At 69.1% G+C, this 19,070-nt stretch carries 20 protein-coding genes and 3 pseudogenes; 16 read left to right on the top strand and 7 right to left on the bottom strand.

From position 1 onward, the window contains the following. Positions 1–555: 555 nt before the first annotated feature. Positions 556–1,206: an isopentenyl-diphosphate Delta-isomerase gene (gene idi / locus FREUN1FDRAFT_RS12940; RefSeq protein ID WP_050795852.1), complete on the bottom strand. Its 651-nt coding sequence runs from the start codon at positions 1,204–1,206 to the stop codon at positions 556–558. A 666-nt stretch (positions 1,207–1,872) separates the two neighbouring features. On the opposite strand from idi, the gene FREUN1FDRAFT_RS12935 reads away from it, so the two are divergent. Further along, the gene (locus FREUN1FDRAFT_RS12935) at positions 1,873–3,036 is read left to right on the top strand and encodes an alkaline phosphatase PhoX (protein WP_006540500.1); all 1,164 of its coding nucleotides are present in this window, start codon (positions 1,873–1,875) and stop codon (positions 3,034–3,036) included. A gap of 220 nt (positions 3,037–3,256) precedes the next feature. Then, a complete protein-coding gene (locus tag FREUN1FDRAFT_RS12930) occupies positions 3,257–4,129 on the top strand; it encodes a hypothetical protein (protein ID WP_006540499.1) in 873 nt (290 codons plus the stop codon). A gap of 78 nt (positions 4,130–4,207) precedes the next feature. On the opposite strand, the gene FREUN1FDRAFT_RS12925 is transcribed toward FREUN1FDRAFT_RS12930, so the two are convergent. Next, a complete protein-coding gene (locus FREUN1FDRAFT_RS12925) occupies positions 4,208–5,089 on the bottom strand; it encodes an LLM class F420-dependent oxidoreductase (protein ID WP_006540498.1) in 882 nt (293 codons plus the stop codon). Between the two features lie 100 nt (positions 5,090–5,189). Then, positions 5,190–5,312, bottom strand: a pseudogene (locus FREUN1FDRAFT_RS43760) (aldo/keto reductase); the annotation flags it as partial. A 206-nt stretch (positions 5,313–5,518) separates the two neighbouring features. Here FREUN1FDRAFT_RS43760 and FREUN1FDRAFT_RS12920 point away from each other — a divergent pair. The 6 genes and pseudogenes from FREUN1FDRAFT_RS12920 (at position 5,519) to FREUN1FDRAFT_RS12905 (ending at position 9,488) form a co-directional block, all read left to right on the top strand. After that, a complete protein-coding gene (locus FREUN1FDRAFT_RS12920; RefSeq protein ID WP_006540496.1) occupies positions 5,519–6,430 on the top strand; it encodes a helix-turn-helix domain-containing protein in 912 nt (303 codons plus the stop codon). A gap of 168 nt (positions 6,431–6,598) precedes the next feature. Beyond that, entirely contained in the window at positions 6,599–7,696 is a 1,098-nt protein-coding gene (locus FREUN1FDRAFT_RS12915; protein ID WP_006540495.1) for a phosphotransferase, read from the top strand. Positions 7,697–8,247: 551 nt separating this feature from the next. After that, positions 8,248–8,514: a hypothetical protein gene (locus tag FREUN1FDRAFT_RS41410; protein ID WP_006540494.1), complete on the top strand. Its 267-nt coding sequence runs from the start codon at positions 8,248–8,250 to the stop codon at positions 8,512–8,514. Then, positions 8,469–8,684, top strand: a pseudogene (locus tag FREUN1FDRAFT_RS46225) (5'/3'-nucleotidase SurE); the annotation flags it as partial. The gene FREUN1FDRAFT_RS41410 and the pseudogene FREUN1FDRAFT_RS46225, both read left to right, overlap by 46 nt. 59 nt (positions 8,685–8,743) lie before the next feature. Beyond that, positions 8,744–8,905: a hypothetical protein gene (locus FREUN1FDRAFT_RS46220; protein ID WP_232295172.1), complete on the top strand. Its 162-nt coding sequence runs from the start codon at positions 8,744–8,746 to the stop codon at positions 8,903–8,905. A gap of 82 nt (positions 8,906–8,987) precedes the next feature. Continuing rightward, positions 8,988–9,488 carry a hemerythrin domain-containing protein gene (locus FREUN1FDRAFT_RS12905; RefSeq protein ID WP_006540493.1) on the top strand — a complete coding sequence of 167 codons (501 nt, stop codon included), beginning with the start codon at positions 8,988–8,990 and terminating at the stop codon, positions 9,486–9,488. A gap of 35 nt (positions 9,489–9,523) precedes the next feature. Here FREUN1FDRAFT_RS12905 and FREUN1FDRAFT_RS12900 read toward each other — a convergent pair whose 3' ends face one another. Both FREUN1FDRAFT_RS12900 and FREUN1FDRAFT_RS41405 read right to left on the bottom strand, forming a co-directional pair. Next, entirely contained in the window at positions 9,524–10,804 is a 1,281-nt protein-coding gene (locus FREUN1FDRAFT_RS12900; RefSeq protein WP_232295169.1) for a PP2C family protein-serine/threonine phosphatase, read from the bottom strand. A gap of 73 nt (positions 10,805–10,877) precedes the next feature. Beyond that, positions 10,878–11,141 (bottom strand): annotated as a pseudogene (locus FREUN1FDRAFT_RS41405) (LLM class flavin-dependent oxidoreductase); the annotation flags it as partial. Between the two features lie 330 nt (positions 11,142–11,471). On the opposite strand from FREUN1FDRAFT_RS41405, the gene FREUN1FDRAFT_RS12895 reads away from it, so the two are divergent. Continuing rightward, positions 11,472–11,990 (top strand): hypothetical protein, encoded by a 519-nt coding sequence (locus FREUN1FDRAFT_RS12895; RefSeq protein ID WP_157474719.1) that lies wholly within the window; start codon positions 11,472–11,474, stop codon positions 11,988–11,990. Between the two features lie 342 nt (positions 11,991–12,332). Here the strand turns inward: FREUN1FDRAFT_RS12895 and FREUN1FDRAFT_RS39745 are convergent, their stop codons facing one another. After that, entirely contained in the window at positions 12,333–12,683 is a 351-nt protein-coding gene (locus tag FREUN1FDRAFT_RS39745; protein WP_006540489.1) for a CBS domain-containing protein, read from the bottom strand. A 246-nt stretch (positions 12,684–12,929) separates the two neighbouring features. On the opposite strand from FREUN1FDRAFT_RS39745, the gene FREUN1FDRAFT_RS12885 reads away from it, so the two are divergent. Beyond that, entirely contained in the window at positions 12,930–14,717 is a 1,788-nt protein-coding gene (locus tag FREUN1FDRAFT_RS12885; RefSeq protein WP_006540488.1) for a thiamine pyrophosphate-requiring protein, read from the top strand. A 171-nt stretch (positions 14,718–14,888) separates the two neighbouring features. Here FREUN1FDRAFT_RS12885 and FREUN1FDRAFT_RS12880 read toward each other — a convergent pair whose 3' ends face one another. Further along, on the bottom strand, positions 14,889–15,344 hold the full coding sequence (locus tag FREUN1FDRAFT_RS12880; protein ID WP_006540487.1) for a ChaB family protein: 456 nt from the start codon (positions 15,342–15,344) through the stop codon (positions 14,889–14,891). Between the two features lie 80 nt (positions 15,345–15,424). On the opposite strand from FREUN1FDRAFT_RS12880, the gene gvpO reads away from it, so the two are divergent. The 6 genes from gvpO to FREUN1FDRAFT_RS12850 all read left to right on the top strand — a co-directional run bounded on the left by gvpO (position 15,425) and on the right by FREUN1FDRAFT_RS12850 (position 19,069). After that, positions 15,425–15,886, top strand: a complete 462-nt coding sequence (gene gvpO, locus FREUN1FDRAFT_RS47990) for a gas vesicle protein GvpO (RefSeq protein ID WP_369809791.1) — start codon at positions 15,425–15,427, stop codon at positions 15,884–15,886. 87 nt (positions 15,887–15,973) lie between these two features. Beyond that, positions 15,974–16,495: a gas vesicle protein GvpJ gene (gvpJ, locus tag FREUN1FDRAFT_RS12870; RefSeq protein ID WP_006540485.1), complete on the top strand. Its 522-nt coding sequence runs from the start codon at positions 15,974–15,976 to the stop codon at positions 16,493–16,495. Then, positions 16,476–17,858 (top strand): GvpL/GvpF family gas vesicle protein, encoded by a 1,383-nt coding sequence (locus FREUN1FDRAFT_RS12865; RefSeq protein WP_006540484.1) that lies wholly within the window; start codon positions 16,476–16,478, stop codon positions 17,856–17,858. The genes gvpJ and FREUN1FDRAFT_RS12865 overlap by 20 nt, the downstream gene beginning before the upstream one ends. Next, positions 17,851–18,249 (top strand): gas vesicle protein, encoded by a 399-nt coding sequence (locus tag FREUN1FDRAFT_RS39740; protein WP_050795848.1) that lies wholly within the window; start codon positions 17,851–17,853, stop codon positions 18,247–18,249. The genes FREUN1FDRAFT_RS12865 and FREUN1FDRAFT_RS39740 overlap by 8 nt, the downstream gene beginning before the upstream one ends. Beyond that, positions 18,246–18,638, top strand: coding sequence for a gas vesicle protein K (locus FREUN1FDRAFT_RS12855; RefSeq protein WP_006540482.1), 393 nt, complete (start codon positions 18,246–18,248; stop codon positions 18,636–18,638). The genes FREUN1FDRAFT_RS39740 and FREUN1FDRAFT_RS12855 overlap by 4 nt, the downstream gene beginning before the upstream one ends. Further along, positions 18,635–19,069, top strand: coding sequence for a gas vesicle structural protein GvpA (locus FREUN1FDRAFT_RS12850; RefSeq protein ID WP_006540481.1), 435 nt, complete (start codon positions 18,635–18,637; stop codon positions 19,067–19,069). The genes FREUN1FDRAFT_RS12855 and FREUN1FDRAFT_RS12850 overlap by 4 nt, the downstream gene beginning before the upstream one ends. Position 19,070 lies beyond the last annotated feature (1 nt).

Genomic DNA, 19,070 nt, shown 5'->3' with positions numbered 1-19,070 from the left:
GAACCTAACCGGTCCGCCGCGGTGCGGCAATCAGTGCCAACCGGGCCGTGGCCTCGGCGTTGCCCGCCGTCACCTGCCGTGGGGCGAGGTCAGCCGGCCGGCTCTGTTACAAATGGTCGGCGTTTACTCGCTCTGAGTGCTGGCACTTGGTCGCGCAATGCCCGTCCGGGAGACCTGAACGACCTGGGTCCCCGGACGGGCGACGCCGTGCGCGGCGGAGGTAGGGAGCTACGGATGAGCGGGTCTGGCGGGAGACGGCGGTATCGGCCCGGGTGCGCCTGGTGCGGATCGGGTCGACCGCGGTGGCCGGTGTCCTCACGGTCGGTGCGCTGGCCGGGGAAGAAGGGCGCTCGCACGGAGGTCGTCGCAGGCAGCTGTGATCGCGACAACGGTGCCTGGCTTTTCGACGGCCTGGTGAAGAACCAGGGCAAGGTGCCTACCGGATCGTCGTTGATTTCGTGACCGACGACGACAGCACCGTTGTCGACTGAGCCTGATCCGACGCCGGTCGGGGTCGGATGGACTATGGCACCCGACCCCGACCGCTGTCTGTCGTCAGCTGGCGAGGCTTGCGGTGTTCTGGCGGGCGGCCGGGGGCAGCTCCTCGTCGGGAGCGGACGGCCAGTTACGCGGTGAGGGGCCCAGCGCGCGGAGCTGCTCGACCTGAAGCCGCGCCCAGGGCGAGATCGCGAGTGCGCCGCTCATAACGTCCTCGACGAAGTTCGACCAGGGGAACCAGAATGCCTCAGCCACTTCTTCGGGGTTGATCTGGAAAGGTCCGGAAGTGCGGGTGAAGAACACCGGGCAGATTTCGTTCTCCACCATTCCGTCGTCCATCACGCAGCGGTAGCGGAACTTCGGCAGTGCCAGGTCGATGCGCCCCACCCGCAGGCCGAGTTCCTGCACGAGCCGGCGTGTGATGGCCTCGCGGAAATCCTCGCCGGGGGCGGGGTGCCCACAACAGGTGTTGGTGAGGACTCCCGGCCAGGTGGTCTTCTCCAGCGCTCGCCGCGTGACGAGAAGACGGTCGAGGTCGTCGAACACGTAGGAGGAGAACGCGAGGTGCAGCGGAGTCTGCGGCCCGTGGACGGTGGCTTTTGGGGTGGTACCGATGATGTCGCCGGACGGGCTGAGCAGGATGACGAGTTCCGGCGCCTTTACTGCCGCCCCGCCCGACCTGTGTGAGTCACGTGGACGAGAAATCATGTCCTGGGAACCAGGATGATTCGCGGTAGCCATGGGGGCATGTTATCCAGGTCATGCTGTGAGGGCGCGTGATTTTCCGCACCGAGGTCGGGTGAGGGTTCGCCAATTATGGTTCCGGTGGCGGTCCGGCTGCCGTGCGCCAGCGTTTCGCCGCCGGTGCGGCGGCCTCATTCCGCGGGGCTCGTGCCGACCTGTCCCGAATCGCCTTCCGCTGCGGTGCCCGGGTTGTTGCCGACCGAGACATCGAACTTGCGCTGGTGACCGCACCTGCACTCACGGCGACGCGCCGGCCTTCCGAAGCGGTGTTCCGGCGGCGGTGCGGCACCCGGCTGCCGCCGACGGGCGCCAGCGCGCGCCGGCGTGTCTCGGTGGCCTGTCCTTCCCATCCGCCGCCCTGGTGCCAGCTGGGAAGGGGGGTGTCGGGTGGAAGACAGTCGGTCGCCGGCACGGTTTCGCGGCTCGCGTCGGCGCCCGGCCACGCCTCGGCCGCGCGGAGTAGGTGAACTCGGTGTGTGCTGGTGATTAGCGTGATGTTTCAATGGATTTTCGTTGAGGCCGCCGAATGTTCACCAGGCGGTGGCTGGTGGCGTGATTGCGGGGTGACTATCGTCCCTCGGGCGGCCCGGAGTTTTGTGAACAAGCGCTGCCCAAAATCCAGGAGGATCGATGGTCGACCGGCGGTCATTCATGCGTTCCGCATTTGTCGGTGCGGGCGTTATGGCCTTCTCCGGAACTGCTTTGGAGGTCGCCATGGCGGCCCCCGCGCAGCCCGGAACGAGCCCTTACGGAGCTCTGCTCGCGGCGGATGCCAATGGTGTTCTGCTACCGTCCGGATTCACCAGCAGAATTGTCGCGAGGTCCGGCCAGACGGTGACCGGGACGAGCTACACCTGGCACAACGCTCCGGACGGCGGTGCCTGCTACACGAATGGCACCGGCTGGATGTACGTGTCGAACTCGGAGGTCGGCAGCAGCGCCGGCGGAGCGTCGGTGCTGCGCTTCAACTCGTCCGGGACCATCACCTCGGCCCAGCGCCTCCTTTCCGGCACGAGCAGCAACTGCGCCGGTGGCGCCACCCCGTGGGGCACCTGGCTGTCCTGCGAGGAGACCTCCACCGGGCGGGTGTGGGAGACCTACCCGGCGACCGGTGCCACCGCTGTCGCCCGGCCGGCCATGGGCCGCTTCGCCCACGAGGCCGCGGCCTGCGACCCCGTCCGCCAGGTGATCTACCTGACGGAGGACAACACGAGCGGCTGCTTCTACCGGTTCCGGCCGACGACCTGGGGGAACCTGTCGAGCGGGACCCTCGAGGTGCTGTGTGCCTCGTCCGGAACCTCGGGCACCGCGACCTGGCAGACCGTCCCCGACCCGGACGGCTCGCCGACCGCGACGCGCAACCAGGTCTCCGCCGCCAAGCACTTCAACGGCGGTGAGGGCGTCCACTATGCGAACAACACCGTGTGGTGGACCACCAAGGGTGACAACCGGGTCTGGAAGCTGAACTGCGCCACCAACGCGTTCGAGCTGACCTACGACGACTCCCTGGTGACCGGCGGAAGCGCGCCGCTGACCGGCGTGGACAACATCACCGGTTCCAGCTACGGCGACCTGTACGTCGCCGAGGACGGCGGCAACCTGGAGATCTGCATCATCACGCCGACCGAGGTCGTCGCGCCGATCCTGCGCCTCTCCGGCCACGGCTCGTCGGAGATCACCGGCCCGGCGTTCTCCCCGGACGGCACCCGGCTCTACTTCTCCTCCCAGCGCGGCACCACCGGATCGTCATCCGGTGGCATCACCTTCGAGGTGACCGGGCCGTTCCGGACCTGAGCCCGTGATCTGAGCCCGTGATCTGACGACGGTGCCGTGCCACGCCGGCCGCGCGGCACCGTCGTCCTCCGGCGTCCTCCGATCTCGCGGGGACGGATCAGCCGTCCCGGCGATGCCACCTTTCGTGGGCTGATGTGTCGAAAAGGTGACAAACTAATCTGCGGAAGGTGACCAAAAATATCCTCTCAGTGCCCGTACTGCACATAGAGGGGTTCCAACGGTGCGACGCCACACCTTCCTGCTCGTCCTGCTTCCGGTTCTCGCCACCGGCCTCGTCGCGTGCGGCTCCGACGAACCGCGGCTGACACCCGACGCCTACCAGGGCGTTCTGACGGATCTGGACAAGGCCCTCGACCCCGCCTTCGACGGCGTCGGGGCGGCGCTGACGCCCGAGGACCTGTCGACCGCGCTCACCGCCACCGCCATGAGCCTGACCAGCCAGGCCGACAAGCTCGCGGAGGTGCGCCCGCCGGAGAGCGTCGACGCCGCACACGGGAAGCTGCGCACGGCGCTCGACGAGCTGGCCGCAGACCTCACCTCGCTGTCCCAGGACGCGCAGGACAAGAAACTGTGCACGGGTGGTTCCGGGCTGCCGAGGGCGGCCAGCGCCGACGGCGCCAACCAGGTGCGCCAGGCGGCGCAGGAGCTGACCACCGCCGACTCGGGTCGGAGCTTCACGGTCGGCGCGTTCCTTCCCGTCGGCACGCCGGACCAGACCCGTCGTCCCGCGAACGGCAGCCTGCCCGGCGGGCGCGGAGGTGGCGGCGGTGAGCTGACCGTCAAGGCGTCGTCGGACGCGGACGCGGTGGTGAAGCTGACCCAGGGCACCGAGGTCATCCGCAATGTGTACGTGCAGGCGGGCGGATCGACGACCGCCGACGGGATCCCCGACGGCAACTACGAGGTCTTCTACACGGTCGGGACCGACTGGGACGACGCGAACGCCCGCTTCACCCGCGACTGCGACTTCAGCAAGTTCGACGAGACGCTCTCGTACGACCGGTACACGAGTTACGAGCTGACTCTGTACGGCGTCATCAGCGGCAACGCGTCGACGAGCTCCGTCGACCCCGGTGCGTTCCCCGGCAGCTGACCCACGACCGCGACCCCGCTCGCCGACCTTCCGCCAAACAGGTGGAAGGTCGGCGGTTCGACCCCGCATCGGTGGTCGTCACGACAGGTTGAGCGCGTCCGCGACCGCGGCGAGATATTTGATGTGGCCGTCGACGGACTGCAGGCCGAGGCCCATCGTGACCACCGAGACGTGGGTACCACCCGCCTCGCGCCAGGCGTCGATCTCCGCCGTCAGGCCACTGACCCCGCCCTGTGGGAGCGCCACGTACTCCGCGCCGAAACCGTCGACCGACCTACCCAGACCGGTCACGCGATCACGGAGCCGTTCCCAGTCACCGATGACGTGGTCGACGCCGCCGCCACCGAAGAAGATGAAACCATCCGCGAGCCGGGCGGCCCGGTCGAACGCGGCTTCGCTCGCCCCACCGAGCCAGATCGGGACGGGCGACGCCGGTTTCGGCACGAGCGCGGCCCTGTCCACTCGGTCGAAGCGGCCCGCGAAGTCGACGACAGGTTCTTCGAACAGCCGGCGCAGCAGTTCGATCTGCTCCTCCTGCCGGGCACCGCGGGTACGGAAGTCCTGGCCGAGGGCGTCGTACTCGACCGGGTTCCAGCCGACCCCGACACCGAGGCGCAGCCGACCACCGGACAGCAGGTCCACGTCGGCGGCCTGCCGTCCGACGAGGGCCGTCTGGCGCTGCGGAAGGATCAGGACCCCTGTGGCGAAACCGATTCGCTCGGTGATACCCGCGAGGTAGGCGAACATCACGAACGGGTCGTGAAACGGGTCATGCTCGGTGTAGGGGCCTGTCAGCGGAGGCGTCCGACCGGCGTGGACGGCACCGAGCACGTGATCGTAGGCGAGGAGATGGTCGAATCCCAGTTCCTCGGCGGCCCGGCCCACTCGCCGGACGGCGTCGGGATCGCCTCGAAGTTCGTTCTGCGGATAGACGACGCCGATCTGCACGCGACTACTCATCACTTTTCTCCTGTCGGGCGCGGGACTTGATATAAGCACCGGGCCTACGCCCATTTCGGGTGGTTCGACGTCCGCGCGACATCATCGAGATTCTGCCTGGGTGGATCGCGCGGATCGACTCGGCGTCGTCGAGACCTCCGCCGCTGGTGTAGGTGCCGGCCATGGTCATCGCTCCCAGGCCGATCCGGGAGACGTCGAGACCCCCGAGAGATACGTGCTTCATCAATGGCTCCTTCTTACATTTCTTGCATTTCTCGCGTTTTCTGCAGAACGCCGCCATTGGCGTGCAACGCCCGAAGTCGGTATCCCCGTGGCGGCCCAGGGGCGGCGAACTGATGCAACCAGGCCGGGGGCATGCGAAGAAGGTGCTGCTGGCAGGTGTACCGGCAGCCCACTCCTCGAGTCCGGGATCGCGCCTAGCCTGGCCTGGTGGGCAACCGTGACGAGGTCAAGGCGTTCCTCACCTCCCGCCGGGCGAAACTCACCCCCGGTCAGGCCGGGCTGACCGCCCACGGCCGGGGCAGGCGGGTACCGGGACTGCGGCGCAGCGAGGTCGCAGACCTGGCCGGCGTCAGCGTCGAGTACTACGCCCAGATCGAGCGCGGTGACCTCGCGGGCGTGTCGGACAGCGTGCTGGACGCCGTCGCCCGCGCCCTACAGCTGGACGAAGCCGAGCACGCTCACCTGCTCGATCTGGCCCGTGCCGCCGGCCCCGCCGCCCGAACGCGCCGCCGGCCCTCGACCCGGCGGGTGCGACCCGGCCTCGAACGTCTTCTGGATCTGATGGTCGAGATCCCGGTGATCGTGAACAACGCCCGCCTGGATGCCGTGGCCGCCAATCCCTTCGGCCGGGCGCTGTTCGCGCCCGTCTACACCAGCCCCGTCCGCGCGGCAGGCCAGCCGGTCAACCACGCCCGGTTCACTTTTCTCGACCCCCACGCCCGCGACTTCTGGCTCGACTGGGAACGCGCCGCCGACGACAGCGTGAGCACGCTGCGCACCGAGGCCGGGCGCGATCCCCATGATCGGGGACTCATCGATCTGGTCGGGGAGCTCGGTACCCGCAGCGATCCCTTCCGCGTCCGCTGGGCGGCCCACGACGTCCGGCTGCACCGTACCGGACGCAAACAGATCCACCATCCGGCCGTCGGTGATCTGCATCTGGACTTCGAGGTGATGGAGCTACCCGCTGACCCTGGGCTGTCCCTGATCGCCTTTTACGCCGATGCGGGCTCGCCCGACGCGGACGGCCTGCGGCTCCTGTCTAGCTGGGCGGCCACGCAAGGCCCGGCCATCGACGCTCGGACAGCGGCGCCGGAGAAGCCGCAGGCGAACCACTGAGCCCTGACGGCGGACGAACAGGACAAAGTGCGATCGCGGAGCAGGCAAAGGCGACGTAACGTGCCCGCTCCGCGGCGCCGGCCCCGCCCAGCCGCTGGACGAGCCGGCGCCGTCGGCCCGCATGAAGGCACGGTTGACCAAAGGTAAGTGAGCACATACTTTTCACGTATGTCGCTCAGAGATGCCGATGCCTCGAACGGAGCCGTCCCGTTACGGATCCCTGCCGACTGGGCCGAGGCGACGCCCGGGTGGTTCACCGCGGCGCTGGCCGAGAGCTGTCCGGGCGCGGTTGTCGAGGACGCCACCCTGGCGGCACGCGACGACGGCACCAACCGCCGCGCACGCTTCGACCTGACCTACGCGGCGGGCTCCGGCCCCAGCAGGGTTTTCCTCAAGGCTGAGGGCATACACCGGGCCATTCACGCCCGTAACGGCAACCTGTTCAACGAGGCTGATCTGTTCGCCTCGGGTGTCCCGATTCCCGTTGATCATCCACGTGCCTTCAAAGTAATCATCGACCGCCCAGGGCTCGACTACCTCATCGTCATGGAGGACGTGACCAGGCGAGGTGGCGACCCACGGGACTCAACGCGTCCCATGACGGTGGACCAGGTCGCCAGCGGCCTACGTGGACTGGCGCGTCTTCACAGCCGCTACTGGGGCTTCTCCGCCGTCACCGAACCACATCTCGCCTGGGTCCAGACCTGGGCGCCGACCCAGGGATTCCAGTCGGGGCTGCGGACCTACACACCGAGAGGTCTCGAACGCGGCGCGTCCCGCCTCCCTGCCGCGGTCACCGCGTACGACGGCGACGGCCACGTCGACCTGTGGGCTCGCTACGTCGCCACGCTGAACCGCGGGCCGGTGACCTTGCTGCACGCCGACGCCCACATCGGCAACACCTACGTGCTGCCCGGCGACGACGTGGGCTTCCTCGACTGGCAGGTCGCCCGCCGCGGCGCATGGTCGCAGGACGTCGGCTACTTCCTCACAGGCTCGCTGACCGTCGAGGACCGGCGCCGCGCCGAGGCCGACCTCATCAACGAATACCTCACCGCGCTCGACGTACCAGACCGCCCAGCCCCCGACGACGCGTGGCTCCACTACCGGGCCTCCGCCGCCTACGGGCTCACGATCTGGCTGTCGACCCTCGGCACCGACGGCTACCAGAGCCACGAAGTGGCCCTGGCCCTCGCGGAGCGTTACGCGGCCGCCTTCGTCGACCTGGACACCGAAGCAGCCCTGGCCACGATCGAACAGTCCTAACCCCACTGAGGAGACCGCAGCGGTCCTGTTGCGACAGGCTCGTGGCGGACGTGTCGCCGGTGAAACCGGCCGAGGTCGTTCGGACGGATCGCAGCTGTGGCTCCAGTCCGTCTGGCGACGGTGGCCGGCCCGGACATCGGCGTGCCGTGGGCCCGGGACGTCGGGCCGCGCGCCGTGCTCGGAGCGCGGCCCCGTGCGGGTCACCCGGCAGTGGCAGCCGGTGCGTGGGTGGTGGACGTACGACGGTGTGACCGCGCGTTTCCAGTGGTAGGCGGCCCGTCTATTCGATCGGGGATGGAGATCGCGGGGGCGGGATCGTGGGTTGGCGGTTCGGGTTGTGCCCGGTTCTGTCCACCATGACCTGCGGAAATAGCGGGATTTTTCCATCATCGGATGATCGTTTTATGGCAACCGGTGTGGCAACGGGGCCGTGCGATCTTGACGGTGATCTGTCCTGGACCCCGGTTGGGCCCGCTGTGGGCGGGCAACCTCAAGGGGGTGACGGCATTTGTCGTGGAGTGTTCGCGACCGGGCATGCCGGTGGGCGAGGCGTGTGGATCGCGCATCTTCTGGCGATCATGGACGTGGAGGCCCGGCTGTGCGCGCCGTTTGGAGGAGAGGCGGGGGCGGTGCTCCCGACGCTGGTCAGGCGCAGTGGCATCGTCGCCCGGCCGGTCACGGTGAGCGGGGAGAACGGAGGCTATGTGCACGACCGGCGCGCCGAGCGGCGGGAGGTCGTGGCTACCACGCCGCAGCCGCGGCTCTCGGCCACATCGCAGACGCGGCGGCTCTTGCCGCCGACGCATCCCCGGCGCTGATTGTCTTCGTCGGCGTCCGCGGCGCGTTCGGGCCGGCTCCCGACCTCGTGCTGTCCGGAATCAATCACGGGCCGAACGCCGGGCAGGCCGTACTGCACTCCGGCACGGTCGGAGCGGGTCTCACCGCCGTCACCCACGGACTGCCGGCGATGGCGGTCTCGTCCGTCGCGACGGACCCCTCTCACTGGGAGTCCTCGGTGATGGTCGCCGGCCGTGCCATCAGTGGCTGGTGTCGTACGGCGGGCCACCGTTTCTGCTCAATGTCAATGTGCCCGACCTGCCGCCCGAGCGGCTGCTTGGGCTGCGGCCCGCGAGCCTGGCCACATTTGGCGCGGTGCAGGCTCGGATCGGCGAGCGGGGACGCGGCTATGTCACCACCGGGCGACGCTGATGCCTGACGTGTCGCGCGACGTTCCCAAGGCCTTGGGAACGGCTGCGCGGAGCTCACTTCGTCAAGATTTGGAGGAGATGAAATGTCGACAGACGCCATCGTGCTCCTGAAGGAAGATCACAAGGCGATCAAGGCTGCGTTCAAGCGTTTCGAGGAGGCGGGGAAGAACGCTCACGCTACGAAGGGCAGGCTTGTCGATAAGATCATCGAACTGCTCACGGTGCATACCTACATCGAGAACGAGGTCATGTATCCGGAGGTGTGTGGTCTGCTGCCGACGCTGGAGGACGACATCCTTGAATCGTACGAGGAGCATCACGTCGCGGACCTCCTTGCCGCGGAGCTGGCCGCGCTCTCGCCGGAGGCGGAGCGTTTCGATCCCAAGGCGGCGGTTCTGATCGAGAACGTGACCCGCCACATCGACGAGGAAGAACGGGAGTTGTTTCCCCGGGTTCGGGAGGCGCTTGGCCGCAAGCAGTTGTCCGAGATCGGGGAACGGTTGCTGGAAGCGAAGAGGAAGGCTCCGGACAGCCCGGCCCAGCCGAGCGCCCTCAAGAAAACTGTCGACGCCATCATCAAGTAGTAGCCCTGCCGCTCCAACCGCGGCCGATGGTGTCGTCACCGTTCGGGGCCGGAGGCGCGTTTGGGGTCGGCCCCGCTGGAGACCCGGCGCGATGGTCCGCTGCGTTGGTGCCAGTCCAGGCACATGACTGTCGCGTCGTCCTGGAGGTCGCCGTCGCAGGCGTCGAGGACGAGCCTGGCAAGGTGCTGGACGAGTTCCCGGGGGTGCAGGTGGCTGTTCGCCGAGAGTTGTGCGGGCAGGTCGATCCGGGCGGCGTTGCGGTCGATCATTCCGTCGGTGACGAGAAGGAGGCGGTCGCCTGCGCGCAGCTGCAGATGACGGACGGCGTAGGCGGTTTCCGGGAACATTCCGAACGCGGGCTCCGGCGGCCAGCCGATCTGTTCGACCATGCCACCCCGCATGAGGTAGAAGGGAATGTGGCCGGCGTTGACAGCGCGCAACGCGCCGCTGGGCAGGTCGATGTGGAACAACAGGCCGGTGACGAACTGCTCCAGGTTGGAGTGTTCCACCATCAGGGCGTTCACGTGGTCTGCCATGGCCGCCAGATCCCGCGGGGCCGGTACTTGGCGGATGTTGCGCAGACCGTTGACCGTCACGGTGGCCAGGAGGGCGGAGGCCAGCCCATGACCCATCGCGTCCGTCAGCGACAGGTACAGGTCGGCCGGTTCGAAGGAGTAGTCGAAGGTATCCCCTGCGACCGCGGCTGATGGTTCCAGCCAGCCGGCGATCGAGGCCTGCGCGCTTTCACAGGTGAACGAGTCCGGCAGCAGCCTGCGCTGGATCTCTGCCGCGAGTTCGAGGGGTACCGAACGCCGTCCCCATTCGAACAGGTCAGTGTAGCGGCGGTTGAGGACGACCGTGTAGGCGAACAGATGTGCGGCCTGGGAGATCTCGGTCGTCAGGTGGTCGAGGTGATCCGCGATGGTGGTTCCGACGGGCGCCGCACCGGCGCCGTCTTCGGCCGCGGGCGCGGGGAAAACGACCTCGATCACCCCGATCGCCTCGCCACGACCGGTGACCGGCGCGACGATGAGGAGCCGATCACCGTCGAGGTCCGAGGACGGGCGCTGGGTGCGCAGTACCCGGCCCTGCAGGGTGCCGTGCACGCGTACCTTCTCCATGACCATCGCACCGTCGCGGGGGCTGGAGAACCTGGCGAGGATGTCGCTGGAGTAGTCAGCGATCAGGAACGACGCGCTGAGGGCTCCCAGGTCCTCTTGGAGCCGCGTGGTGAGTACATCCGCGGCGTCGGCCGGTGCCGCCCGCTCGATCGCGTCCAGCAGCGCCATCGCGTCAAAGACCCCATGCTCACTCACTGCATTCAGCATAGGCGAGTACAGTCACGCCGGGCCGTGGCGGGATGGTCTCCTCGAAGCTGTGTGCCGTCCGGTCGTATGACTGGTAGCCGCCGCCACTCCACAGCAGGCGGATGATGTCGATCGCCTCGCGCAGCATGGCGTGCCGCTGTGTGATCGCCTGATACTCCGGCCCACGACGTGCTTCGTTGAGCCGCTCGCCGGAGCCGAGGCCGAGGGTGAAGCGGCGGTCGCTGAGCTCGCCGAAGTCGAAGCCCGCCTCCTCGGCCGCCACGGCCTGTCGGACAATGTCTTTTGGCCCGAAGGCCTCCGTCGTGAGCTTGTAGCCGATTCGCATCGCCACTCCCTGCTCGTTCCGCGCCGTTGCCGCGCTGCTCGTTCCGCGCAGTCAGGCGGTCCGCCGGTTCCCTTCCCGCCGGGAGCCTGCCCGGCCGGCATGCGCGAAATCGGGCCGAGGTCACGCCGGGGCGAGACGGGTTCTACCTCGCTGCCTGCTCCAGTCGGGTACGGGTGAAATGGAGGATGTCGGAGCCGGCGACCGCCGTGAGCACCGCGGCGGCGAGCCGTTGCCCGGGCGGGTCGCCGCACCAGTCACGGGCCCCGCCCGCCGCGGCGGCGGAACAGGCTCCGGCGGCTTGGGATGGCGGCCAGCGGGCAACCCGAGGGCATGGGTCATGTGACCAACGAATCGGATCCGCGACTGTTGGGTACCTATCTCAATGATCACCTCGCTGGTGCCGGCACTGGCGTCGATCTCGCGCATCGGCTGGCGCGGGTGCACCACGGCACTCCAGCCGGTCCCGCGCTGGCACGCACGGCGGCCGCGGTCGAGCAGGATCGGGCGACCCTGCTACAGATCATGGGGATGCTCGGAGTGCCGCGACGGGGCTACAAGGAGCTGGCCGGGCGTGTCGCGGAGAAGGTGGGCCGGCTCAAGCTGAACAACCGGCTGCTGAGGCGCTCGCCGATGAGTTCGGTGATCGAGCTGGAAACACTGTGGCTCGGCGTGAACGGCAAGTCACGACTGTGGCGGACGCTGCGGGCCGTCGCGAACCGCGACGCGAGGCTGAGCCCCGAACTCCTCGATCATCTCCTCGATCGCGCCCGGGAGCAGGCCGACGAGTTGGAGGACCTTCGCGGGCACGCCGTCAACGAGGCGTTCGCCGCACAGCCTCACCGCGTCTGACGGCCCTCTCCCCCTACTGCGAGGAGCCGCTGGCTGGTCCGGAACCACGCTTCCATCCCGCATGAATGCCGTTCAGGTGGAAACGCGGAACGTGTTGCGAAACGATGTGATACCGAAACGCGGAATGTGATACCTCGGTGCCTGCCGCCCGCGTGAGCGCGGCCGACGAGCTACCGAGGTCGAGGTCCCGGTGCGTCCTCTTCCGGCAGCCTCTGTCCGATTCCGAGTAGTAGCAGCATCTGTTCGACCAGGTCTGCCCGGCCGGCTCCGTCTCGGTGATCCGCTGGATTCCCGGAATCCAGCCAGAAACTCTCTTTACCTGGGCTGCCCTGTTGCATTTCTCTACCGTATTCCGTGTCGCGCCGACGATCGCCGCAGTGAACAGGTCCGGCGGGTCGGGGCCGGACATGGCCGTTGTGCCCAGCAGCCGGGGGAGGCCCGCCCGCTCCAGCATTGGGCGGGGGCGGACGGTCCGGTCTCCTCGTCCCGGGTGAAAGCGAGGTCGCCGAGGCTGATGATGCCGACGGGCTGAGTGCCTTCCACCACGGGCAGCCGCCGGACCGCGCGCACGTCAACGACGAGGACGTCGCCGGCCTCGGTCTCCCGCGTCGCCCGTGCGGCCTCGGCGAGGGTCTCGTCCGGCCGGACGATGGTCGGCTGTCGGGTCATCACCCCTGCCACGGCGGTAGCCATTCCGATCTCCTCTCATCCACACGATTTATCCGGTCTGCCCGGCTTTGACATCCGGGGTCCAGCCCGACTGCCGGAGGAAAACCGCGGTATCGCCCTGTCGGCGGATGCGTTTTGGTACCCGCGGTCCGGGGACGGCCGTCGAAGGCGGGCGATGCCCGCCGGGAGCACGTCTGTGTCGGTGCGCGCCCGCATGCGGAACCAGCGGGCCGGAACAGGAGACCGGAACCAGAGAGAGGACACCCTGGGATGAGCCAGACCGTCGGAGACCATGTCCTCGCTCGTCTGTGCGAGTGGGGTGTCGAGCAGGTGTTCGCATATCCAGGTGACGGGATCAGCGGATTGCTGGCGGCGTGGGGCCGGGCCGGGAACCGTCCGCGTTTCGTACAGGCGCGGCATGAGGAGATGGCGGCGTTCGCGGCGGTCGGGTACGCGAAGTTCTCGGGGCGTGTGGGGGTTTGCGCGGCGACGTCGGGGCCGGGGGCGATTCACCTTCTCAACGGGCTGTACGACGCGAAGCTCGACCATGTTCCGGTGGTCGCGATCGTCGGCCAGACCGATCGCTCGGCGATCGGTGGGTCATATCAGCAGGAGGTGGACCTGCTCAGCCTGTTCAAGGACGTCGCCAGCGAATACGTGCAGATGGTGACCGTCCCGCAGCAGCTGCCGAACGTGCTGGACCGGGCTTTTCGGGTTGCGCTCGCCGAGCGTGCGCCGACCTGCGTGATCATTCCGGCGGATGTCCAGGAGCTGGCCTATTCGGGACCGTCGCACGAGTTCAAGATGGTTCCCTCCAGCCTGGGTGTCCGCTGGCCGGAGGTGTCCCCGGATGACAACGGGGTGCGTGCCGCGGCGGAGGTTCTCAACGCCGGGCAGCGGGTCGCGATGCTGGTGGGGCAGGGCGCCCGGGGTGCGCGGGCGGAGGTGGTGGAGGTCGCCGACCTGCTGGGCGCGGGGGTGGCGAAAGCGCTGCTGGGCAAGGATGTGCTTCCGGACGACCTGCCGTTCGTCACCGGGGCGATCGGCCTGTTGGGGACCCGGCCGAGCTATGAGCTGATGCGGGACTGCGACACGCTGCTCACGGTTGGGTCGAACTTCCCGTACACCCAGTTCCTCCCCGAGCTGGACCAGGCCCGGGCGGTGCAGATCGATGTGGACGCGAAGTACATCGGGATGCGGTATCCGTACGAGGTGAATCTGGTCGGTGACGCGGCGGCGACTCTGCGCGCGCTGATTCCGCAGCTGCGGCGGAAGGAGGACCGCGGCTGGCGGGAGACGGTGGAGAGCAACGTCGCCCGCTGGTGGGAGACCGTGGAGCGGGAGGCGTTCGTCGAGGGAAAGCCGATCAATCCCATGCGGTTGTTCTGGGAGGCCTCGTCGCGGCTGCCGCACAACGCGATCCTCGCCGCGGACTCCGGTTCGGCCGCGAACTGGTACGCGCGTGACCTGCGGTTCCGCGGGGAGATGCGGGGATCACTGTCGGGCACGCTGGCGACGATGGGCCCGGGCGTGCCCTATGGCATCGGGGCGAAGTACGCCCATCCCGACCGGCCGGTCATTGTCTTCGAGGGTGACGGGGCGATGCAGATGAACGGGATGGCGGAGCTGCTCACCGTCGCCCGCTACTGGCAGGAGTGGGCGGACCCGCGGCTGGTGATCGCGGTGCTGCACAACAACGACCTGAACCAGGTGACCTGGGAGATGCGGGCGATGCAGGGCGCGCCGAAGTTCCCCCAGTCCCAGACGTTGCCCGAGGTGTCCTACGCGGACTTCGCCCGGTCGATCGGGCTCGACGGGATCGCCGTCGACGAGCCGGGGCAGATCGGCAGTGCCTGGGACCGGGCGCTGGCGGCCCGGCGGCCGACCGTGCTGGACGTCCGCACCGATCCCGACTTCCCGCCGATCCCCCCGCACGCCACGTTCGACCAGGCGCGGGACGCCGCCGCGGCCCTGCTCAAGGGCGACGAGAACCGCTGGGGTGTGCTGTCCGCCGGTTTGCGGACCAAGGCCCAGGAGCTCCTGACCCGGCGGGGCTGATCCCAGACGGAACCAGCGATACGGCCGGAACCGAATGACACGGTGCGGGCGCCCAGGGCCTCGGCGAGCAGCTGGCTGTCGACCACGGGCTTGGTCGCGATGTTGAACGCTCCGTGGACGTTCCGCGGCGAGGGCGAGCCGGTAGGCCTCGCCCTCGACTCAGCTCAGGCGTCACGAGCCGCTGCGGCGGCGGGCCGCTGCGGTGGCTCGCCGGTTCTCCTTCCTGATGGCCGCGATGAGGTCCGCCTTCCGCATTGTCGAACGACCTGGTATTTCAAGATCTCCCGCGATGTCGCGCAGGTGTGCGACGGAGGCGTTGGCGTCGACGCCTTCCGCCGTCGGAGACGGATGACTGAGCGCCTGCCCGGTCGGCTTCGCCGCCTGCTCGTCCGATGGGCCGGCAGCTGCCTTCGGCTGCCAGTGGTCGCCGGCCTTCTCATGGGTGTGCTTGAGGGAGGCGAATGCCGCTCGGTGCGCCCGCTCTCCCTCCCCGTACGTCTCCACGGCCGAATCGTGGGTCTTCTTCCAGGTACGCACGGCTTTGTCATCCGAACGGGCCACTGTCGACGGGACCTCGGAGCGAGCCTGTTGCGCCTGCTGCTTCTTGTTGGTCTTCTTGTTGGTCATGAAGTACCGATTCCTCTCGCCCGACTCGTTAATCCGGCACCACCACCACCGCTGGCTGCGCTGAGCGCCCTGGACGTGCCATGAGGGGGTCCCTCCGCTCTCGCGGTCGCAGGGAGGCTGCGCCGCGAACAGCACGTTTGCGCCGACATCGAGTGGGCATGGGAACGCACGCAGGGGTGTTTCGGGTCGACCTGCCCTCCACGGACCCGAGAGGGGTCGACAGACCTCATGTAGGAGCCATGCCAACCGACGATCCGGCGGACGGGCGACGGGCATCGCAGATGGCCGCGGGCAGAGGGCTTGCCACTGTCGCAAGTCGTTGCCTTGAGGAGTTCGGAACGCTGGTGGGCCAGGCTCCCGAGCGGGTCACCGGGGCACGCAGGACAGACTCCGGGTGGTCGTTCCTGGTCGATCTGATCGAGCTGGAGCGCATACCGTCGACTACCAGCGTGATCGCCACCTACCGACTCGACGTTGACGACACAGGCTGCCTGATGGGCTACGAGCGGCTGCGGAGGTTCGTGCGTGGCGCCACCGACTAGCCGCCGACCCGCCGCGGGAATGCGGTCCAGGCCGGATGTCGTGTTTGTTTGACCCGGGGTCGCATGACCCTCGGAAGATCGTGAGTCATGACGATAGATCGCGCTCCTCTCGCAGGCTCCGCGCGGCTGCGCACGCTGAGCGGGCGGCACTCGGACTCTCTTGCTGACGTGCTGGAGAGGGTGCTCGACAAGGGAGTCGTCATCGTCGGTGACGTGGTCATCAGTGTTCTCGACGTGGAGCTCCTCACGCTCAAGCTGCGCCTTTTCATCGCATCCGCCGACACCGCCCGCGAGATGGGCCTGGACTGGTGGACCACCGACCCGTTCTACAGCCGTGAGGCACGGTCGTTGCAGCAGGAGCAGGAGCGAGAGCTGCGCGAGGAGACCGTACGGGCGCTGCACGCGGAGAACGATGAACTGCGCTCCAGGCTCGCCCGGTTGGAAGGCTCGGCCGGCCAGGCTCGTCCCCACCGGGAACCGGAGGCGGTCGAGTCCTCGATGCGGCCGCTCGCCGGGCGCCGGGCGGCGGCGGTCCGCCGGGACGAGTCGCGGCCGTTCTGGGAGGAGGACGGGGGAAGGAGGTCTGACCGTGGACGCGGCGGACGCTGATCTCGGCTCTTTCGACGAACTGGCGGCCCGGCTCGCGCCCGCCGTGCTGGCCGACGCCGTGGCTGAGGCCCGCGAGGTCGCGCGTGCGCAACTCGCGCAACTCCTGGCCCAGGAGATCACCAGAGTCGCCTGCGAGCGAACGGCCGCAGGCCCGCCCTCCGCTGCAGAAGGTGCGCTCTCGTCTCCCGCGGGCCCGCCCTCGGCCGGGGCGTCCCGCGCATCGGTGTCCTGCCCTGCCTGGCCGGAGTCCCGCGGCGACCACCGAGCCACCGGCGACCGCCTCGCCACACCTCAGCCTGGAGGCCGCGACGAACCCAGGTGGGCCAGCGGTCGCAGGTGGGCCAGCGGTCGCGACGGCCGGCCAGTGGGGAGCGAGCGGAATCGGGCGCTGTACGCCTATGGAATCGTCCCTGCCGGTACCGATGTCGACGACCTGCCGGGCCTCGCCGCGGACACCGATGCCCGTGCCGTCACGCGTGGCGGGGTCTCGCTCGTGGTCTCGGCCATCGACCCGGCGCTGCTGAGCGACATCGAAGAGGACCTTTCCGAGACGGGACGTCTCGCCGCCTTGGCGCGCGGCCATGACCAGGTTCTGCGGGAGCTGCAGGACCGCGCCGCGGTGCTGCCCCTCCGGTTCGGGACCGTTCTCGCCGGCGAGCGTGAGGCCATGGGCGTCCTCGACGATCCCGAGGCCGAGCTGACCGGCGCGCTCGACGCGCTGCGCGGCGCGCGCGAGTGGGGCTTTCGGATCGACGCCGATCGCTCGACCGCACCTGACCCGGCCGGCCTCGCCGCGGACGAGTCGGTCCCGACCCCGACCGGCTATGCCGACGCGGCGGAACTGGCGAGAGCGGGATCGACCGGGGATGGCGACACCACCACCAGCCCGGGCGCGGGTACCGCGTACCTGACGGCCCGCCGAGACGAGCTGTGCGAGGAGGAACGACGGCGCGAGGAGATATCCCGCCTCGTGGACCGGACGCGCCGGGAACTGCTCGCGCACGCGCGTGACGTCGCCCGCCGCCCGAGCCGGCCGGACCGGATCCTCGACTGCGCCTACCTCGTCAACCGCGACGAGGAGGAGGAGTTCCTCGACGCGGCCGAGCGGCTGGCCCCGCCGCTGGCGGAGGTCGGTTACGCCGCCGTGGTGACAGGGCCGTGGCCGCCTTACTCCTTCGTCCATCTGACCCTCGGCGGGGACGGGATGTCCGGTGCTGGAGCCGGACCCGGGCCGGGAGCCGGACCGGGTTCGGCGGAGGCTTCCGGCGCGGCGGAAGCGAGGCGATCCGACCGGTTTGCCGTCCCGCACGGCGGGTGGCCGGATGACGGTTCACTGCACGAACCAGGTGAAGAGCGTGACTGATCAGCGATTCGTCCCGACACCGCGGTACCGCGGCGGTGACGCCGGTGCCCGGCGACAGCCACGGGGCCGGGTGGGAGGGCCGCCAGGAACGGGTGAGCCGGGGCTGGAAGGGCTCCCGCGGCTGGAAGGGCTGCCGCAGCACTACCAGGGACCTGCCCGCCGCTCAGCGCGCGGAACCGCCTCGGCGCCCTCGCGCCGCCCGGGGCGCACCGCGCGGACCTCGGCGCAGCCGCTCGCGGACCTGTTGGACAGGCTTGTCGACACCGGCGCGGTCGTCAGCGGCGACGTGGTCGTCGCGCTCGCCGGGGTGGACCTCCTCCGGGTTGATCTCCGCCTGCTTCTGGTCGGCGTCCAGACCGCGCTCGAAGGAGCCGGCGAGGTCCGGCCATGACGACCGCCGGGCATCGTGACGGCCAGCGCCTGCGACTCGACGCGGACCCAGAGGACGTCGGGCGCGGGCTCGGCCAGCTCGTGGTGGTCGTCCTGGAGCTGCTCCGGGAGGTCCTGGAGCGGCAGGCCATCCGCCGGATGGAGGGCGGTGGGCTGACCGCCACGCAGATCGACGATCTCGGCCGTGCACTGTTGGAGATCCGCGCCAGCCTGGTGCAGGTACGTGAGTCGCTGGGCCTGTCGGAGGAGGAGGCGCAGACCGCCGTCGCGCGAGCTGGCCGGCTGCTCGCCGCGGACGACGGCTGGCCCGGCCCGCGGGCCGCGGCCGATCCCTCCTGGGAAAACCCCCGGGGCGCTGGTTCCCGGGAGAAGGCGAGGACTGTGCCATGACCGTCGCCAGCTATCCCATGGGACGGGCACCCAGACCGAGTGGACTGGCCGACGTCCTCGACGTCGTGCTCGACAAGGGCATCGTCATCGACGCCTACGTGCGTGTCGCGCTGGTCGGTATCGAGATCCTCACGATCGACGCGCGCATCGTGATCGCCAGCGTCGACACGTACCTCCGGTTCGCAGAAGCCGTGAACCGGCTGGACATCCAGCCGAAGGAGCAGGTGGAGGGGCTGCCGGGACTCATGCGGGAGGTGACGGACGGCACGTCCCGCAACCGGGTCAAAGGAGCCCTGGGCGGGCTCAAGGAAACCGCCGAGGACGTCGCCGAGGTCCTGCGCGGGACGCCGTCCGACTCCGGCGTCGACGCGCGGGACCTGCCCGCCGGGCGATCCGCTCCGGCGGAGCGCCGAGGTGGCCGGGGAGGCTGAG

The sequence above is a fragment of the Parafrankia sp. EUN1f genome (assembly GCF_000177675.1).
Taxonomy (GTDB): domain Bacteria; phylum Actinomycetota; class Actinomycetes; order Frankiales; family Frankiaceae; genus Parafrankia.
The sequence above is the reverse complement of the archived record's forward strand: the minus strand, read 5'-3'. Positions and strand labels throughout refer to the sequence as shown.

Excerpts from the sequence above, each read along its gene's own strand:
- FREUN1FDRAFT_RS39745 (WP_006540489.1), bottom strand. The coding sequence starts at position 12,683 with ATGGCTACCGCCGTGGCAGGGGTGATGACCCGACAGCCGACCATCGTC.
- FREUN1FDRAFT_RS12915 (WP_006540495.1), top strand. The coding sequence starts at position 6,599 with ATGTCGCTCAGAGATGCCGATGCCTCGAACGGAGCCGTCCCGTTACGG.
- gvpJ (WP_006540485.1), top strand. The coding sequence starts at position 15,974 with ATGACGATAGATCGCGCTCCTCTCGCAGGCTCCGCGCGGCTGCGCACG.
- FREUN1FDRAFT_RS12880 (WP_006540487.1), bottom strand. The coding sequence starts at position 15,344 with ATGACCAACAAGAAGACCAACAAGAAGCAGCAGGCGCAACAGGCTCGC.
- FREUN1FDRAFT_RS12905 (WP_006540493.1), top strand. The coding sequence starts at position 8,988 with ATGTCGACAGACGCCATCGTGCTCCTGAAGGAAGATCACAAGGCGATC.
- gvpO (WP_369809791.1), top strand. The coding sequence starts at position 15,425 with ATGAGGGGGTCCCTCCGCTCTCGCGGTCGCAGGGAGGCTGCGCCGCGA.
- idi (WP_050795852.1), bottom strand. The coding sequence starts at position 1,206 with ATGATTTCTCGTCCACGTGACTCACACAGGTCGGGCGGGGCGGCAGTA.
- FREUN1FDRAFT_RS12855 (WP_006540482.1), top strand. The coding sequence starts at position 18,246 with ATGACGACCGCCGGGCATCGTGACGGCCAGCGCCTGCGACTCGACGCG.
- FREUN1FDRAFT_RS12850 (WP_006540481.1), top strand. The coding sequence starts at position 18,635 with ATGACCGTCGCCAGCTATCCCATGGGACGGGCACCCAGACCGAGTGGA.
- FREUN1FDRAFT_RS12895 (WP_157474719.1), top strand. The coding sequence starts at position 11,472 with ATGGGTCATGTGACCAACGAATCGGATCCGCGACTGTTGGGTACCTAT.
- FREUN1FDRAFT_RS12935 (WP_006540500.1), top strand. The coding sequence starts at position 1,873 with ATGGTCGACCGGCGGTCATTCATGCGTTCCGCATTTGTCGGTGCGGGC.
- FREUN1FDRAFT_RS12885 (WP_006540488.1), top strand. The coding sequence starts at position 12,930 with ATGAGCCAGACCGTCGGAGACCATGTCCTCGCTCGTCTGTGCGAGTGG.
- FREUN1FDRAFT_RS12925 (WP_006540498.1), bottom strand. The coding sequence starts at position 5,089 with ATGAGTAGTCGCGTGCAGATCGGCGTCGTCTATCCGCAGAACGAACTT.